The 16,101-nt window shown below is 45.9% G+C and carries 21 protein-coding genes; 7 read left to right on the top strand and 14 right to left on the bottom strand.

Annotated features, from left to right (window positions below; all coding sequences use genetic code 11):
• The 3 genes from F8N00_RS08670 to F8N00_RS08660 form a co-directional block, all read right to left on the bottom strand.
• A partial coding sequence (locus F8N00_RS08670) for a bifunctional 3-deoxy-7-phosphoheptulonate synthase/chorismate mutase (RefSeq protein ID WP_421018043.1) occupies positions 1–635 on the bottom strand: 635 nt, incomplete at its 3' end.
• A 199-nt stretch (positions 636–834) separates the two neighbouring features.
• Positions 835–1,371 carry a YtxH domain-containing protein gene (locus tag F8N00_RS08665; RefSeq protein ID WP_035396501.1) on the bottom strand — a complete coding sequence of 179 codons (537 nt, stop codon included), beginning with the start codon at positions 1,369–1,371 and terminating at the stop codon, positions 835–837.
• The gene (locus F8N00_RS08660) at positions 1,368–1,937 is read right to left on the bottom strand and encodes a DUF948 domain-containing protein (RefSeq protein ID WP_421018042.1); all 570 of its coding nucleotides are present in this window, start codon (positions 1,935–1,937) and stop codon (positions 1,368–1,370) included. The genes F8N00_RS08665 and F8N00_RS08660 overlap by 4 nt, the downstream gene beginning before the upstream one ends.
• Before the next feature lie 139 nt (positions 1,938–2,076).
• Here F8N00_RS08660 and F8N00_RS08655 point away from each other — a divergent pair, with 139 nt between their 5' ends.
• Positions 2,077–3,189 carry an aminopeptidase gene (locus F8N00_RS08655; RefSeq protein ID WP_029342360.1) on the top strand — a complete coding sequence of 371 codons (1,113 nt, stop codon included), beginning with the start codon at positions 2,077–2,079 and terminating at the stop codon, positions 3,187–3,189.
• A 53-nt stretch (positions 3,190–3,242) separates the two neighbouring features.
• On the opposite strand, the gene F8N00_RS08650 is transcribed toward F8N00_RS08655, so the two are convergent.
• The 7 genes from F8N00_RS08650 to F8N00_RS08620 all read right to left on the bottom strand — a co-directional run bounded on the left by F8N00_RS08650 (position 3,243) and on the right by F8N00_RS08620 (position 8,436).
• Positions 3,243–3,683: a Dps family protein gene (locus tag F8N00_RS08650; RefSeq protein ID WP_023469073.1), complete on the bottom strand. Its 441-nt coding sequence runs from the start codon at positions 3,681–3,683 to the stop codon at positions 3,243–3,245.
• Between the two features lie 92 nt (positions 3,684–3,775).
• Positions 3,776–4,291, bottom strand: coding sequence for a DUF2179 domain-containing protein (locus tag F8N00_RS08645; protein WP_023469074.1), 516 nt, complete (start codon positions 4,289–4,291; stop codon positions 3,776–3,778).
• A gap of 174 nt (positions 4,292–4,465) precedes the next feature.
• On the bottom strand, positions 4,466–5,761 hold the full coding sequence (murC, locus tag F8N00_RS08640; RefSeq protein ID WP_023469075.1) for a UDP-N-acetylmuramate--L-alanine ligase: 1,296 nt from the start codon (positions 5,759–5,761) through the stop codon (positions 4,466–4,468).
• A gap of 78 nt (positions 5,762–5,839) precedes the next feature.
• Entirely contained in the window at positions 5,840–6,577 is a 738-nt protein-coding gene (locus F8N00_RS08635; protein WP_214746624.1) for a hypothetical protein, read from the bottom strand.
• 37 nt (positions 6,578–6,614) lie between these two features.
• A complete protein-coding gene (gene ytpR, locus F8N00_RS08630) occupies positions 6,615–7,223 on the bottom strand; it encodes a YtpR family tRNA-binding protein (protein WP_214746627.1) in 609 nt (202 codons plus the stop codon).
• A 53-nt stretch (positions 7,224–7,276) separates the two neighbouring features.
• Complete coding sequence (locus tag F8N00_RS08625) at positions 7,277–8,074, bottom strand: DUF1444 domain-containing protein (protein ID WP_055968792.1); 798 nt, start codon at positions 8,072–8,074, stop codon at positions 7,277–7,279.
• 53 nt (positions 8,075–8,127) lie between these two features.
• Positions 8,128–8,436: a thioredoxin family protein gene (locus tag F8N00_RS08620; RefSeq protein ID WP_023469079.1), complete on the bottom strand. Its 309-nt coding sequence runs from the start codon at positions 8,434–8,436 to the stop codon at positions 8,128–8,130.
• A gap of 126 nt (positions 8,437–8,562) precedes the next feature.
• On the opposite strand from F8N00_RS08620, the gene F8N00_RS08615 reads away from it, so the two are divergent.
• On the top strand, positions 8,563–8,853 hold the full coding sequence (locus F8N00_RS08615) for a hypothetical protein (RefSeq protein ID WP_023469080.1): 291 nt from the start codon (positions 8,563–8,565) through the stop codon (positions 8,851–8,853).
• An 83-nt stretch (positions 8,854–8,936) separates the two neighbouring features.
• Here F8N00_RS08615 and F8N00_RS08610 read toward each other — a convergent pair whose 3' ends face one another.
• Both F8N00_RS08610 and F8N00_RS08605 read right to left on the bottom strand, forming a co-directional pair.
• Positions 8,937–9,950, bottom strand: a complete 1,014-nt coding sequence (locus F8N00_RS08610; RefSeq protein WP_421018041.1) for a PTS transporter subunit IIC — start codon at positions 9,948–9,950, stop codon at positions 8,937–8,939.
• Positions 9,951–10,107: 157 nt separating this feature from the next.
• Entirely contained in the window at positions 10,108–11,178 is a 1,071-nt protein-coding gene (locus F8N00_RS08605; RefSeq protein ID WP_035396484.1) for a M42 family metallopeptidase, read from the bottom strand.
• 119 nt (positions 11,179–11,297) lie between these two features.
• On the opposite strand from F8N00_RS08605, the gene F8N00_RS08600 reads away from it, so the two are divergent.
• Both F8N00_RS08600 and F8N00_RS08595 read left to right on the top strand, forming a co-directional pair.
• Positions 11,298–11,600, top strand: coding sequence for a PepSY domain-containing protein (locus F8N00_RS08600; RefSeq protein ID WP_023469083.1), 303 nt, complete (start codon positions 11,298–11,300; stop codon positions 11,598–11,600).
• A 69-nt stretch (positions 11,601–11,669) separates the two neighbouring features.
• Positions 11,670–12,026, top strand: coding sequence for a DUF1304 domain-containing protein (locus F8N00_RS08595; RefSeq protein ID WP_058264707.1), 357 nt, complete (start codon positions 11,670–11,672; stop codon positions 12,024–12,026).
• A 40-nt stretch (positions 12,027–12,066) separates the two neighbouring features.
• Here the strand turns inward: F8N00_RS08595 and F8N00_RS08590 are convergent, their stop codons facing one another.
• Complete coding sequence (locus F8N00_RS08590; protein WP_058264706.1) at positions 12,067–12,582, bottom strand: hypothetical protein; 516 nt, start codon at positions 12,580–12,582, stop codon at positions 12,067–12,069.
• Positions 12,583–12,698: 116 nt separating this feature from the next.
• Entirely contained in the window at positions 12,699–13,340 is a 642-nt protein-coding gene (gene trmB, locus F8N00_RS08585; protein ID WP_336449013.1) for a tRNA (guanosine(46)-N7)-methyltransferase TrmB, read from the bottom strand.
• 176 nt (positions 13,341–13,516) lie between these two features.
• Here trmB and cydS point away from each other — a divergent pair, with 176 nt between their 5' ends.
• From cydS to budA, 3 genes are all read left to right on the top strand, one after another.
• Complete coding sequence (cydS, locus tag F8N00_RS08580; protein WP_023469087.1) at positions 13,517–13,618, top strand: cytochrome bd oxidase small subunit CydS; 102 nt, start codon at positions 13,517–13,519, stop codon at positions 13,616–13,618.
• A 162-nt stretch (positions 13,619–13,780) separates the two neighbouring features.
• A complete protein-coding gene (alsS, locus tag F8N00_RS08575; RefSeq protein ID WP_421018040.1) occupies positions 13,781–15,472 on the top strand; it encodes an acetolactate synthase AlsS in 1,692 nt (563 codons plus the stop codon).
• Between the two features lie 11 nt (positions 15,473–15,483).
• On the top strand, positions 15,484–16,101 hold a 618-nt coding region (gene budA, locus F8N00_RS08570; RefSeq protein WP_421018039.1), incomplete at its 3' end, for an acetolactate decarboxylase.

Raw genomic sequence — 16,101 nt, 5'->3', positions numbered from 1 at the left:
CTCGTGGGCTCGGAGATGTGTATAAGAGACAGTGGTAAAGCAGATTCAACGGCGCTCGGTGTCATGATTTCAGTGATGACATGCAAACCGTGCGCGTCCGCTGCTTTTTTCAACATCTTTAGACCTTCGAGTCCTAGACCTTGGAAGTCGTAAGGCGATGTACGTGGTTTGTACGCTCCGCCTCGCATGAACTTCACGCCATGTTTCGCGAGCTGTTCCGCGACCTCAAATACTTGTTCTTCGCTCTCGACCGCACACGGTCCAGCGATCAATTGTTGTGAACCGTCTCCGATGACGGCATCTCCGATCCGGATGATCGTATTCGTCGGTTTTTGTTTCCGTGATACGAGTAATTTCCGAGTCCGATCTTCTCCTTGTAATTCGAGAGAAGCTTTGAAAATTTCTTTAAATACATGCTGAAGGCGTCCTGTTTCAAAAGGTCCATGGTTATTAGCGGCAATTGATTCGAGCATTTGACGTTCTCGAACAGGGTCGTATCGATCAAGCCCTTGTGCTCGTTTGACTTTTCCGATTTCAACGGCAATTTGACCTCGTCTGTTCATCAATTCCAATAATTCTGCATTCACTAAATCGAGTTCATCACGTAATCTTTTTAATTCTGCATGTTGATCCATGTCCTACCACTCCCTAATCAGCATATAGCTCGTAATAGCAACTAATTATAGCGAACTCTTTCCCTGTTGTACATAAAGAAGCTGCATGATTTCTTAAAATATGAAAATAAATTACGTTTTTTCATATAATTTTTTGATGTTTCCTCTATAAGGAAACATAGAAAAAGAGCCCTCATGATGAGAGCTCCTCATGTATTGATTATTTCTTATGATTCACATCAGACTGTGGATCATTGTCTTCCTCTTGTTCGTCTGCTAACTGTTCACGTAACTCCGAAAGTTCAACGACCGTCTCCGTGTCGATTTCTTCTGCAACAGACGCCCCATCGACTTCGTCGCCGATTTCACGTTCAATGTCCCGTACGAGTTGCTCCGCTTCCGCGAGAGCAGCATCGATGCTTGCCTGATCCTTCTCAAAGCCCGCATATTGTGCCGCTTCTTGAACCGTTGAATTGTTCTTCGCTTTTTCAATGACAGGTGCTGCCTTATCTTTCGCTAGTTGAATCCACTCACCTACGAGTGGCTCCGCTTTTTCGCGGACGACTTGTGTCTGTTCCGTCAAACGTTGACGGGCAGGAGCCGTACGCTCGTCAATCAGATTGCGTACTTCACGACCTGATTTTGGGCTAGAAAGGAGAGCTGCCGCAGCACCAATCAATCCACCAACGATGATTCCGGCAAGGAAGCCTCCTCCTTTAGAAGAATCTTGTGCTTGATATGGATGTTGTTTCGTCATGATTTACGATCTCCCTTCAACTCATCTGGAATGCTTTCAACGTCCGGTACTGACACGACTTCCGGTGTGACCGGCGTCTCTGCCTTTTTCCGGAATCGACGACGTGGCTTTTTCTCGACCGTCGTCGTTGCCGTCGAATGATTTTGAACCGTAGTCTCTGCCGGTTTATTTTTCTTAAATAACTCTACAGCGACCGAACCCCAACGGACTGCTTGCGCAATCTGTTCTTTATTCGTATCCGCCGCACCAGCGACCGTATCGGATACTGTCCGGACAGAATCTGTCACTTTGTTTAAAGACGTACCAAGTTCTTCGATCGAGTTTGCGACAGGTGCAAGCAATTCTGTTTTTTCTTCAATCGTATCGACCAGACGATTCGTCTTATGTAACAACGCTGTCGTCTCCATCATGATACCGTCTAATTGACGTTCAAGTCCTGCTGTCGTGTTGGCTACATTGTTGAGCGTCTTACTCGCAGCACCTAATACACGGGCAAGGAAAATGACGAGCACTACGAATGCGATCGCAGCGACTAATCCGGCGACTCCGCCTAATGTGATTTCCATGGTTCTTGCCTCCAATTTTTTTGCATAGTCTTTTGTTGATAGTTCGACATGTAGCAAGTCGTTCCTGCTACTCCAAATGGTTTATTTCCGTTACAATGATAAATGAAACCTACATCATCCATTTCGAGGGGGAAATTTCATGCGTGACCCACGTCTTACTCAACTGGCAACGAATCTCATTAACTATTCGGTTGCCCTTGAACCTGGTGAAAAAGTATTGATTGAAAACTTCGGCATCGAACGCGAACTGGTCGAGGCACTTGTTGAAGCTGCCTACGCGGCTGGCGGTCATCCGTTCGTCTTACTTAAGGATAATCGTATCCTACGAAAATTATACCGAAATGCTTCAGAAGAGCAACTCCAATTGATGGCAGACATCGAACGCAAGCAAATGCAAGCGATGGACGCATACATCGGACTACGTGCTGGTGATAACATCAATGAATTGTCAGATGTGCCGGCTGAACAGATGAAACTTTACGGTCAAACGATTGGTAAGATGCACACACAAGATCGTGTCAAAGGAACGAAATGGGTCGTCCTTCGTTTCCCAACCGCATCGATGGCGCAACTTGCCAATCAATCAACAGAAGCATTCGAAGACTTCTACTTCGATGTCTGTACGCTTGATTATGAAAAAATGGGTCAAGCGATGGAACCACTCGTTGACTTGATGAACCGGACGGATCGTGTTCGTCTCGTCGGACCAGGAACGGATCTAACGTTTTCGATCAAAGATATCCCAGCCATCAAATGCGCTGGAAATGCCAACATTCCAGACGGTGAAGTCTTTACGGCACCGGTCAAGGATTCGGTCAACGGTGTGATCTCGTACAATACACCGTCTCCATATCAAGGGTTCACGTTTGAAAACGTCAAACTGACGTTCAAAGACGGTAAAATCGTCGAAGCGACGGCGAACGATACGGATCGAATCAACCAAGTCTTCGATACAGATGCTGGTTCTCGTTTCGTCGGCGAATTCGCGATCGGCGTCAATCCTTTCATTCAGCATCCAATGAAGGATATTCTATTCGATGAAAAAATCGATGGCAGCTTCCACTTCACACCAGGTCAAGCTTACGAAGAAGCCTACAACGGTAATGACTCATCCGTTCACTGGGATCTCGTCAACATCCAACGTCCCGATTACGGTGGTGGAGAAATCTGGTTCGACGACGTATTGATCCGTAAAGACGGTCGTTTCGTTCTTCCAGAACTCGAAGTCCTCAATCCTGAAAACCTGAAATAAGAAAAAGCGGATGGCTCGTCCTACATAGGACGGGGTCATCCGTTTTCTATATCTTATTTTTTCAATGTCGCACGGAGCATCCAAATTTGTTTTTCGATTTCCTTCGCTTGACCAAGTAAATCATCTTCAACCGTCACGTCTTGTGCCTCAAGATGTTCAATCGCATCGAGCATCTCTTTTCGGACTTGTTGGAAGTCTTTGATGACGGAATCAATCATCTCATCTGCCGATAACCCCGATTTCGCTTCTTCAAGCGTCGTTTGCTCTAAATACTCTTTCAGTGTCGCAGAAGGTGTTCCGTTATTCATCAATAGACGTTCTGCAACAACATCATATTGTTCAGATACCCATGTATAAAGTTCTTCAAGCTTCTCGTGAAGCGTTAAGAAGTCTGGTCCTTTAATGTACCAATGATAATTGTGGAGTTTGACGAACAGTACCCCATAGTTTGCTACCTGTTGATTCAAAGCTGATTTTGCATGATTACTAATCATCTGATATTCCCCTTTCCTGATTTCAAATGACGTTCTATTTCATCTTTATCCTTAAATAACAAAGAATAAACATCATTCTCAGGAAAAGTGCTCTATCGAGGACGCTTTAATCCTTTCAACATATACCCCCCTTTGAAGTCGACGGAATCGAATGCAACGAGGAATGCTTTCGGTTCGTATTCTTCGACGAGATTACGAAGCACTTTCATACGTGTTCGAGCCGCGAGCACATCTAACCGATAACGGACACCGTCTCGTCCTTGACCTTGATAATGTGTCACACCGAAACCATTATCGCGAATGACTTGAATCAGTTCCGCTGGAAATTCTTGCGTATGCACTTGAATCATATTGTAACCGATGGCGAGTTTTCGCTCGACATATCCACCGACGAGTATTCCTAGACCAAATCCAAGCGCATAAACGACCATACCGAGTGTCGTTAAGTCTTGGAATACGATTCCTAGTGCAAAAATGTAAATCAATGTTTCGACTGTGCCAAATAATCCAGCAATGACAGTCCGCCCTTTGACGAGCATGATCGTCCGTAATGTCAAAACAGGAACGTAAATCAACTGGAGCAATAAGATGAGTAAAATCTGTCCCATGGTGTCTTTCCTTTCCGTTAATAACTTCAACACATACACACTATTTCAAACTTTATTTCAAGATGCAATCCTATTTTAGATTTTCCTCATCGGTTTTTTGAAATTACTATCATAATTCAAAAATACGACAAAAAAAGCGCCACTCCGGTCGAGTGACGCTTTTTGATCTGTTGCTTATTTTACGCTTTGATACTGATGCTGATACGTCTGGATATCGCCCGCTCCCATGAACAGAAGCACAGCATTTTCATGCTGACGTAGAACAGAAACGTTGTCGCGCGTCAGAATAGAAGCTTGCGGGATTTTCTCCTGCAGATCTTCGACGCGAACTTGCCCTTCCTGCTCACGTGCCGATCCAAAGATTTCGCATAGATATGTCGCATCTGCCTCACGTAAAGAAGTCGCGAAATCATCCATGAATGATTTCAAGCGTGTGTACGTATGCGGTTGGAAAATCGCAATGACTTCACGGTCCGGATATTTTTTCCGTGCCGACTCAATCGTCGCGCTGATTTCCTTTGGATGGTGCGCGTAGTCATCTACTAAGATTTGTGTGCCGAATTCCGACTCACTGAAGCGACGTTTTACACCACCAAATGTGGCTAAACGTTCAGCAACGTCGTCTTTGCTCAATCCTTCGTACTGACAGATCGCAATGACAGAGAGTGCATTCAAGACATGATGACGACCGAATCCTGGAATGAGGAACGTGCCGTAGAAATCATCACGTAAATAAACATCAAATGATGTACCATCTGGCGTTGACGTCGCGTTTTCCGCGCGGAAATCATTGTTTTCTCCAAATCCATAATAGAGAACAGGTACATTCGCTTGAATGTTTTGAAGATGCTCATCATCTCCACAAGCAACGATCGCTTGCTTAACCTGCATCGCCATTTCTTGGAATGCCGAAACGACGTCATCGATTCCTGTGAAATAATCCGAATGATCGAAGTCGATATTCGTCATGATAGCGTAGTCCGGCTTGTAATATAAGAAGTGACGTTTGTATTCACATGCCTCGAAGACGAATGCTTTCGCATCCTCTACTCCTGCCCCTGTCCCGTCTCCGATCAAGAAAGCTGTCGGCGTGATACCGCTCAAGACGTGTGAAAGCAAACCTGTCGTCGACGTTTTTCCGTGTGAGCCTGTAATGGCGACCGAACGATATTCATTTGCTAGATGTCCTAAGAAATCGTAATAATGATGGATGGTTAAACCAAGTTCATTTGCCCGTGCGATTTCTGGATGATCATCTCCAAAAGCATTCCCTTGGATGATGACATAATCTTCTTTGATGTTATCCGCATTGAACGGGAAAAATGGAATTCCCTTAGCCCGTAACGCGTCTTCAGTAAAAATGTGCTTTTCGATGTCTGAACCTTGCACCTCATGATTCATCTCATGTAGTACTTGGGCGAGCGCACTCATCCCTGTTCCTTTGATTCCAACAAAATGATACTTTGTCATATAAAAGCCCTCCAATTCACGTTCCGGTCCGTACCATCGGGCTCGGGTACAAAACCTGTACCATTATAGCAAACCGATTTATTTTTTACCATGTAAATTATTTTGTTCTCGACGTGCGCGATACATCGCCATCAAGTCTTTCGTCGTCATGACGACGTTAACAGGCGGTCCGACCGGTTTTTTCACTTCCGACTGAACAGGCTTATCGACCTCAGTAACAGATGGATCTTGATCTACTTCAATAGCAGATGTATCAAAAGTCGGTGCGAAGCTCTCCGCTTGTTGCTCAGCTTCTTTTTCATCAGCAGACTCTTCACTTGATGTCTCTGTCGGAACAACTGATGGTTCCACCGTCTCACTGTTGGAAGATGTTTCAGTTTCGTCCGTTTCTTCTACTTCGGTTACGGTTGGCACTTCTTCTCTCACGAGCTCTTCACTTGTGTGAGGTTCCGGTACGAGTAATTCGACATCAGTCACCGGTACAAGACCAGCATCTGCTTCCGCTTCGTCTAATACGACTTCTGGCGCGATCAGTTCTTGATCCGTCAAAGCAACCTCATCAGTATTTCCCTCTTCGACTGTTTCCGAAACCTGCTCACTCATTTCCGTTTCTTCCGCAGCTTTTACGGTTTCCGATGCAGATTGCTTCGGACGTTGGAATCCATAAATCGGTGAAGGCACATCCGTTAAAACGAAGCGATCTTCACGCTCCTCTTTTTTCGGACGTTCCACCGGCTTTGTCTCACGTTCCCCTGCAAGCTCTCGACGAATCCGGGCAGCCTGCTCTTTTAGTGACTGTTCATAACGATTACTCATACGTTCACCCCTCCATCTTGTTAAAAAATCGGTCGAATCATCGACCGATTGAGAATGCTTCCCCTACTGCTTTTGTATCATCGAGTACAAGAATCCCTTTTTCTTGTGGTGCATCGACAAGTCCGAGCTCACGCGCTGAACAGAGCATACCACTTGATGGTACGCCGCGTAACGCTGAAGGACGGATGATTAACCCAGACGGCATGACCGCTCCCGGTTTAGCAACGACTACTTTTTGACCCGCCGCTACATTCGGTGCTCCACAAACGATTTGTAAAGTTCCGTTATCTACTTCTACCTGACAAACCGATAATTTATCAGCATCCGGATGCTTCTCGCAAGAAGCAACGAACCCAACAACGAATTTCGGAGAATAATCCACTTGTTCGAGTGACAATTCGATATCTCGAATCGCCAGTTCCTTTTGGATGCGTGTTGCCAATTCTTCCGTCAATTCAACCGGTCCTTGTGTCTCGATCGTAAACGTAGTCGAAGCATCAAACAGGTTGTAACCGACGACACGATCACCATGCTTGATAGTTGCTACGTCTCCTTCACGAGTCGCTGTCACTTCCGCACGTGGTGCGTCTTCCAAAATGATCATTAAGACGTCGCCGACGCCCTCTTTATTATAAAACACATTCATTCAATCCATGACTCCCTTCCGTCTTTCTCACAATGCCTATTGTATCAGATTCTTCACTCTTTCGGCTGCTTGTTTTTCGCAAGGACGAAGACCGGCTCCAGATTGCCATCTTCATATAAGAATGGCAGTGCCGTGACCGGTACACGACCGTTCGAGAAGAAGTCAAACATCAATTGCTGTAAGACATCATATCCGGCGTCATTCCGAATATCAGCGAAAATCAGGACATCCTGATGCGGAATTCCGACTGCGAATTCTCCTTCGATTTGCGCCGCATAATCGGCTAATAAAGTCTTGTTCAAAACACGACTCGCCTCATATCCGTCGCCGAGACTCAAGAAATAAAAGATATTCCCTGCGACTTCGTCTTGTTTAAATGGCGCTTCAAGCGATTTCACATTAAAACGCGCTGCTTCTGATAACTGTTCAGCTGTCCATTCAGCAGACGCCAGTAACTCCTCATCAATCAAACGATACGTCGCCCCTAAATCAAGTGCGTACATGATTTTCGTCTCACCCGTATGTGGTGTACTGACGAGCGTCTTCCCTTCTTTTGTCGTATCGGCAAACGATTTAGCGCGAATGACAGGAAAGATTTTTTGTTCTTGTCCAACGAGTGAGATTTGATCCGTTTGTCCGAGTACAGCACGGATATATTCGATCGTCTCTTCGACTGCAATGACACCTCTTCGTTTTGCTTTTGCGACAAGCGGATTCAATCCGACATCAACGCCTGATTTATCGTGCTTTCGCTCAATTCGTAATACAGACTTTTCACGATCGAAATATGTCGTGTACCCTTCTTCTTCAAATGTTTGTGTCATCATTCTTCGGATTTGTTGTAGTTCCATTCGAATTCATCCTTTCTATCATGAAAAAAAGCGAGTCAGCGCTCGCTTTTTTCTTAAACCGTCTCTAAAAATGCTGTCACCTGTTCTGGTGTCTTCCGCTCTTTCCCGACATAACGCCCTGTCTCTTCACCATCGCGGAATGCAACAAAACTCGGAATTCCGAAGATGTCCATTTCCTGGGCAATTTCAATATGATCGTCGCGATCGACGTAGTAAAACTCGAAGCCGTTAAATGTTTGCTCGATTTCCGGCATGAACGGATCTAAGAAGCGGCAATCCGGGCACCAGTTTGCTGAGAATAAAAAGACGGCATTTCCTTGTTTTGCTGTATCGAATTCTTGTTTGGATTGTAATGTTTTCATGATGATTTCCTCCTTTGATTTCCCTAGAAGTCATTGCCCTCATCATAGCATATTCAATTGTGGCTGTGCGTTTTCGTGCTTGGTTTGCTATACTGCAACTAGAAAACACCTGGAAAGGACTTCACTATGGCAGATCAACCAATCAAACATCCGTTCGAACGCTTCGTCGGCTTCGTTGGCATGACGAGTTGTTTACGTTACGGCTATTCCTTCATTGATTCCGAAAGAAGCTTACCCGAAATCTTTTTGTACTTAGTCGTCGGTTTTGCGATCATCATTTTACTCGAAGCACTCGGAAAACGACTCGCTCGAAAATTGCCCGTCGTACGCATGCGGTATTTGACTCCACTTTACCTCATTTACCTCTATGTTTTCTTTACGAGTTTTTATTCAAGTTCATTCGGATTCTCTTTATGAAAAAAGCTGATTCAAAAAGTCATATGCTTGTTCGTCCACCATCCGGTCAAACAGGCGTATCCTTTAGAATCAGCTTTTTGTATTTAATATTCGATTTTTAAATCGCCATCTTGAATCCGACCGAGACGTCGTAATAGGCGATAAATGAAATAACTGATGATGCCAGGCGCAAGGAAACAGAGGACAGCGACTGCTAGATAATACTCCATTTCGAACCCCATCGTTTTTAATAACATCAACGGACCAACGAATCCGCTCGTGCCCATACCAGAACCTTCCGGATTGCTCTCAAGCATCAACAGAACAGTCGCAAATGGCGCTATGATTGCGCCGGCTACAGTCGGCGGTAGAAGAATCCAAGGATTTCGAATGATATTCCCTACTTGTAACATCGACGTACCAATCCCTTGGGCAACCACGCCACCGATTCCGTTATCACGGTAACTGATGACGCCAAACCCAATCATCTGTGCCGCACAACCGATCGTCGCCGCCCCTGCAGCAAGTCCATCCAAACCAAGCATGATTCCAAGCGCGGCACTCGAAATCGGCGCCGTCAATGCAAGACCCATGACGGTAGCAACAAAAATTCCCATGAATAATGGTTCGCGTTCCGTTCCCCAACGAATCAACTCACCAAGATCCGTCATCCCTTTCCCAATCCACTTTCCCGCGTAACGTCCGGCAACGAATCCGGCTAGTAACGTAACAAACGGCGTCAATAAAATATCGAGTCGTGTCGTCTTTGAAACGAGTTTTCCGACCTCTGTCGCAAGAAGCGTTGCAATGTAACTCCCTGCTGGTCCTCCTGCTTCATATCCGAACGCACCAACGGCAACTGCTGCGAACAAGATCAGCGGTGGTGCCTCAAGTGCAAACGCTACAGCCACACCGATTGCTGGTCCAGTCAGTGCGATCGCCTGCTCTCCTAACTGAATGAGGAACTTCGCCTCTACACCACGCCCCACCAGTCCTTCACCAATCGTCCGGATGATGAGACCCATGATCAACGAACTAAACAAGCCAAGTGCCATATAACTTAATACGGTGATGAAATATACTTTAGGGCTAAGTGAAATCCCTTTTTGTTTGAACATCTTGTCACGTCCTTTTCTTAACATCGCGTATCATTATATCAAATCTCCTTTCTATCCGACTACATTGTTTTTTCAACTGACAAGACAGTCCGTACTTACATCGTTCTTATTAAACAAAAACAGACAGCGGATTCACATCCACTGTCTGTCATGTCATTCACTTAACTTGCAGCGTCGCGAGCGTCGTCGTATCGAGGTTCGTGACGAGTTTCCGAAGCAATTCCTTCGCCGCATCATAATCATCTGTATGCATGATCGATGCATGCGTATGGATGTAGCGTGCTGGTAAACCAACGACTGTCGTTGGAATCCCATTATTCGAACGATGGATGACACCACCATCGGTTCCACCTGCACCGACATAATATTGGTACGGAATCTTGTTCGATTCTGCCGTATCGAGGACGTAATCTGTCATCTCTTTTGAGAGAATCATGACACTGTCTTTAATTCGAAGCAATGGGCCTTGTCCGAGTTGACCGAATTCCGTTTTGTCTCCTGATGCATCATTGGCAGGAGAAGCGTCGACGACGAACGCGACGTCGGGATCGATGAGTGCTGTCGCTGTTTGTGCTCCGCGCAATCCAACTTCTTCTTGAACCGTTGCACCCGAGAACAAAATGTTCGGATGATCCGCCGCTGTCGTCTCTTCCAGTAATTCAATCGCCATTCCGACACCATAGCGATTATCCCATGCTTTCGCCATGATCTTCTTCGGATTCGCCATCGGTGTGAACGGGAAGAATGGTACGGCAGGAATACCCGGACGTACTCCAAACGATTCTGCCTCTTCTTTTGAGTCTGCACCGATATCGATGAACATGTCTTTGATCGCCATCGGCTTATTGCGTACTTCTTCTGTCAACAAGTGTGGTGGAATCGATGCGATGACACCAGGGATGACACCGTTATCCGTACAGATTGAGAAGCGTTGCGCAAGCAACACTTGGCTCCACCAGCCACCGAGCGGTTGAATCCGTAACATTCCGTTCTTCGTGATTTGCGTCACCATGAATGCCACTTCGTCCATGTGCCCGGCAACCATGACTTTCGGTCCTGTCGCATCGCCTGTTCGTTTTCCGAAAATCGAACCGAGTCCATCCGTAACGATCTCATCCGTGACAGGTGTGATGCGCTCGCGAACGAACTGACGAACGTCGTGCTCAAACCCTGGTGCCCCATTTAATTCCGTCAGTGTTCGAAATAACTCTCTCGTTTTTTCATTCATATGTATCGCCTCCTGCTTCTCATTATACAAAAAATTGCTTCTATCACTTAACCTTTTGTTTCTCTCTGAACGAATTATTTGGTACAGTAGGAATAGAACCTGTAAGGAGGGGAATTTTAATGAAAAAACGCTATTGGATTATCGGATTGGCAGCAGCTGTCGTCGCCGCTTTCGCAGTGAAGAAAGCCGTTGATGACAAACAACTTTCTGCCGAGGAAGCGCTCGAAATCACGAAACGCACATTTTCAGCAAAAGGACGTGTCCAAGGTGCATGGATCTCTGCAACACCAGAGGCTTACGCATATGAGTCACGTGACTACCAAAGCTACAAAGGTGGCATCTCGGTCCTTGAAGGTGATGACGAAAAAACGTATCAATTCACAGTTGATGCCGAAACTGGCGCTTTACTCGAATACGCTTAATCAAAAGACCGTGCTTCGATCGACGAAGTACGGTCTTTTTTCCACGTTCATCTGAAGGAGGTATGATTCATGTCGATTCTTGCTACGCTGTTCGTTATCCTCGTTGCTTTGGAACACTTTTATATTTTAGCACTTGAAATGTTCTTTCTTTCTTCCAAAGCGGCTCGTCGAACGTTCGGTTTAACGGACGAAGCTGTTGCATCACAACAAATTCGGACACTTTTTGCGAATCAAGGCTTATATAATGGATTTTTAGCAGCCGGACTCGTATTTGGTCTGATTCGTCAGGATGTGGCTGTCCAATTGTTCTTTTTAGCATGTGTCATCATCGCTGCGCTTTATGGCGCCGTGACTGCCAATCGCTCCATTTTACTCAAACAAGGCCTACCTGCCATACTCGCTTTCATCTTCGTGTTGCTTGCATGAGAAAAGCCTCTATCCGATTGGATAGAGGCTTTTTTCTTAATTAACGCGGGTTGTCGTTGCGTTCGTAGATCGGGTTCATGTATTCCGTCGTCGAGTATAGACGTGGAACAACGATGTATAAGATGACTGCTGGTACAGCGATGATCAACAACATCAAGAGCATCGGTAACCAGTAGACAACTTTTTGTTGAAGATTATCCGAGTTACCGTCGATGTATTCTTTTACGCCATCAACTTTTGCAGCATCGGCACTCGTCAACAATTTACCGCTATCGGCATTGAAGAAGTGGATTTCACGTTTGATTGTGATGAAGATGCCGTCACGGACTGTCTCGATGACAGCGATCCCGCCGATGACTTCTTCTCCTTTTTCATTCGTGAACGTCTTCGGATCCTCGATTTCGACCGAACCTTTTTTATAATCGTAATGCGTCGTTGGTAATTCCTCATCTAATGCTTTCGTCATTTCTGAGGTATCAACCGCAGCAAGTACCGATTGACCGATACTTAATGCGAGAAAGAGCGCCGTTACGAAGGCTAAGCTTTTCTGCCACATCCCCAAATTCCCCCTTTACCTATAAGTACAAGTTCTTCAGTCAACAACATTGTACCAATTAATAAGAAAAAAGTGTGAAAGAAATACCAGGAAAATAAGAAAACTTTTTGTCTAAATTAATTTTGGTACGTTGCTTCCATCCGATAAATCGGTTGACCCATTGATGAAAAACGCTCTTCGTACTCTGTTCGGACGTTATCTTCCGGTTCATTCGCATGTAAATCAAGTGACATCCAGTCGAAGCGCATGCCGTATGCTGACATCGTCATCAAACTCGATTCGAACAACTTCCGATTATCTGTCTTGAAGTGGATTTGACCTTTCGCTGGTAAAATATCTTCATATGTCGAGAGGAATGTTTTATACGTCAAGCGGCGTTTCGCATGACGTGTCTTTGGCCATGGATCAGAGAAGTTCAAGTACACGCGGGACACTTCACCTTTTTCAAAGTAATCACGTAAGTCTTTTGCATCGACCGTCAAGACGCGAACGTTCGATTGTGGTGTTTCGACCAATTTTTGAACGATCGTCACGGCAACGCTTTCGAATAGTTCGATCGCGATGAAGTTGATATCCGGGTGTTGGTGCGCCATTCCGGTAATGAAGGCTCCTTTACCTGATCCCACTTCGATGTAGATCGGGTTACCATTCTTGAACTCGCTAGCCCATGCTCCTTTAAGAGATGCTGGTTCTGCTATATAGATCGAGGATTGTTCCTTCATATAATCCTGCGCCCATGGTTTATGTCGTAAACGCACTATCGTTCATCCTTTCCAAACTTAAATTATCCGCAGATAAGTTTATCATGATTCGGGTAATTATATAAGAACTTCTTCGTTTCCTATCGAAGAATGTTCAGCAGTTCGTCACTTGAGAAATAGTGAGCATTCTAATACACTTAAGATACGTAAGAACCGAAAAGGAGGGCTATACTGTGGATGATTTCTTGATTAGTTGGGCATCTCCCATCGTTCTCGTCTTGGGAATCACTGCTTTGTTCGTCTGGGCGACTTTCGGAAAAGTCGACGTCGAATAAGGGCAATCTCTGTACCTTGTGTAATCATACACAAGGTACTTTTTTTATTTTCTAAATGATTTTAGGTTGGTTTTACCATGAAACAGATGTATAATTTTTTTGAAACAGATAATTTATTACAGCTATCGAACACCAAAAATGTTGGTAAAAAGGAGAATTGTAATGAACGAAAATAAAAACAGTGATTCAAAAGAATTAGTACAGAAGAAAACAGGTGCGGATTTAGTCGTCGATTCACTCATCGAGCAGGGTGTCGATTACATCTTCGGTATTCCCGGCGCCAAAATCGATTCCGTCTTCAATGTGTTACAGGACCGGGGACCTGAACTCATCGTTGCACGGCACGAACAAAACGCTGCCTTCATGGCTCAAGCCATCGGACGCTTGACGGACAAACCGGGTGTCGTCCTTGTAACATCTGGTCCTGGGGCATCGAATTTAGCGACTGGTCTCGTGACGGCGAACTCTGAAGGTGACCCTGTTGTCGCAATTGCCGGAGCTGTCACACGGGCCGATCGTTTAAAACGAACACATCAGTCCATGGACAATCAGGCACTCTTTACACCGATTACGAACTTTAGTGCTGAAGTGCAAGATGCCGATAACATTCCAGAAGTATTATCGAATGCTTTCCGAACAGCTGAAACGACAGCTGGAGCTGCTTTCGTCAGTATCCCGCAAGACGTCGGGTTAAGCGAAGCGAACGTCACGGCGTTCCGTGCGGTTGAAGCACCAAAGCTCGGCGTTGCACCAGAAGCATGGGTCGATGAAACAGCCCGTCTGATTCAAGAGGCAAAACTCCCTGTCTTGTTACTCGGTATGCGCGCGAGTCAACCAGACGTCGTACACGCGATTCGTTCGTTACTCAAAAACGTCTCGATTCCTGTCGTTCAGACATTCCAAGCAGCCGGCACATTATCACGTGAACTTGAATCGAATTTCTACGGACGTGTTGGATTGTTCCGTAATCAGCCAGGAGATGCGTTACTTGCAGAAGCGGATCTCGTCCTCTCGATCGGATATGACCCAATCGGTTATGACCCGAAATTCTGGAACCAACCAACGCACGACCGGACGCTTGTTCACATCGATCAAATGCGTGCTGAAATCGATCATTTCTATCGTCCAGACCGTGAACTTGTCGGTGATATGGCGAAAACCGTCGATGCGATCGCTAAACGCCTGCAACCACTCACTTTACCTGAGAGTTCCGTGCAATTCCTCGAAGGATTACATCAACGTCTTGTTGATCGTGATGTTCCTCCAGTCGCGGATTCTCCATTGACGCACCCGCTTTATTTCATGAAGACGTTACGCGAAAAAATTGCGGATGATGTCACGGTCACAGTCGATGTCGGCTCTCACTATATCTGGATGGCACGTCATTTTCGTTCATATGAACCACGCCACCTTCTCTTTAGTAACGGGATGCAAACGCTCGGCGTCGCACTTCCTTGGGCAATCGCGGCAACACTCGTACGTCCAGGAAAAAAAGCGGTCTCGATTTCAGGTGACGGCGGATTCCTCTTCTCTGCAATGGAACTTGAGACAGCTGTCCGCTTGAACTCACCACTCGTCCACTTCGTCTGGCGCGACAGCGGATTCGATATGGTCGCGTTCCAACAAGAGATGAAATACAAACGGAAATCCGGTACGTCATTTGGTGACGTCGATCTCGTCAAATATGCGGAAAGCTTTGGAGCAAAAGGACTCCGCGTCAATCATCCTTCGGAACTCGCAGCAATCATGGATGAAGCACTCGCGACAGACGGTCCCGTCATCGTCGATGTACCGATCGATTACCGTGACAACATCGCGCTCGGAGAACAAGTTCATCTCGATCAATTGAACTAAGGAGGATTCACATGGCACACGATAAAACACTCGTCCAGATTTCAACGATGATGGCACTGCTTGACGGCGTATTTGAGAGTGAAGTCACGTATGCTTCCGTCCTTGATCAACGTGATTTCGGTATCGGAACGTTTGACCACTTAGACGGTGAGATGATTGGATTCGATGGTCAATTCTATCAACTCCGCTCAGATGGTAGTGCTCGACCGCTCCAACCTGAGACGACGACACCTTTCGCGACATTAACCCGTTTCGAGCCGGAACAAACCCTGACCATGACGGAAGAGATGTCAAAAGCGACGTTTGAGCACTGGCTGAACGAACAACTCCCAACGATCAATAGCTTTTATGCTATCCGGATTGACGGAACATTCACGGAGGTTCAGACACGCACCGTCGCACGCCAGGAAAAACCGTTCGTTCCAATCACGGAAGCTGTCGCTTCTCAAAGCGCTCGTACGTTCGAGCACACGGAAGGAACGCTTGCCGGATACTATACACCACGATTTGGTCACGGTATCGCCGTCGCCGGATATCACCTTCATTTCATCGATGCTGCTCGCGCAGGTGGTGGTCACGTCTTTGACTACACAGTTAAGAACCTGTCTCTTATACACATCTCCGAGCCC

It is taken from the genome of Exiguobacterium sp. A1_3_1 (genome assembly GCF_048985645.1).
GTDB classification, from domain to species: domain Bacteria; phylum Bacillota; class Bacilli; order Exiguobacteriales; family Exiguobacteriaceae; genus Exiguobacterium_A; species Exiguobacterium_A indicum.
This window is presented reverse-complemented; position numbering and strand designations above follow the sequence as displayed.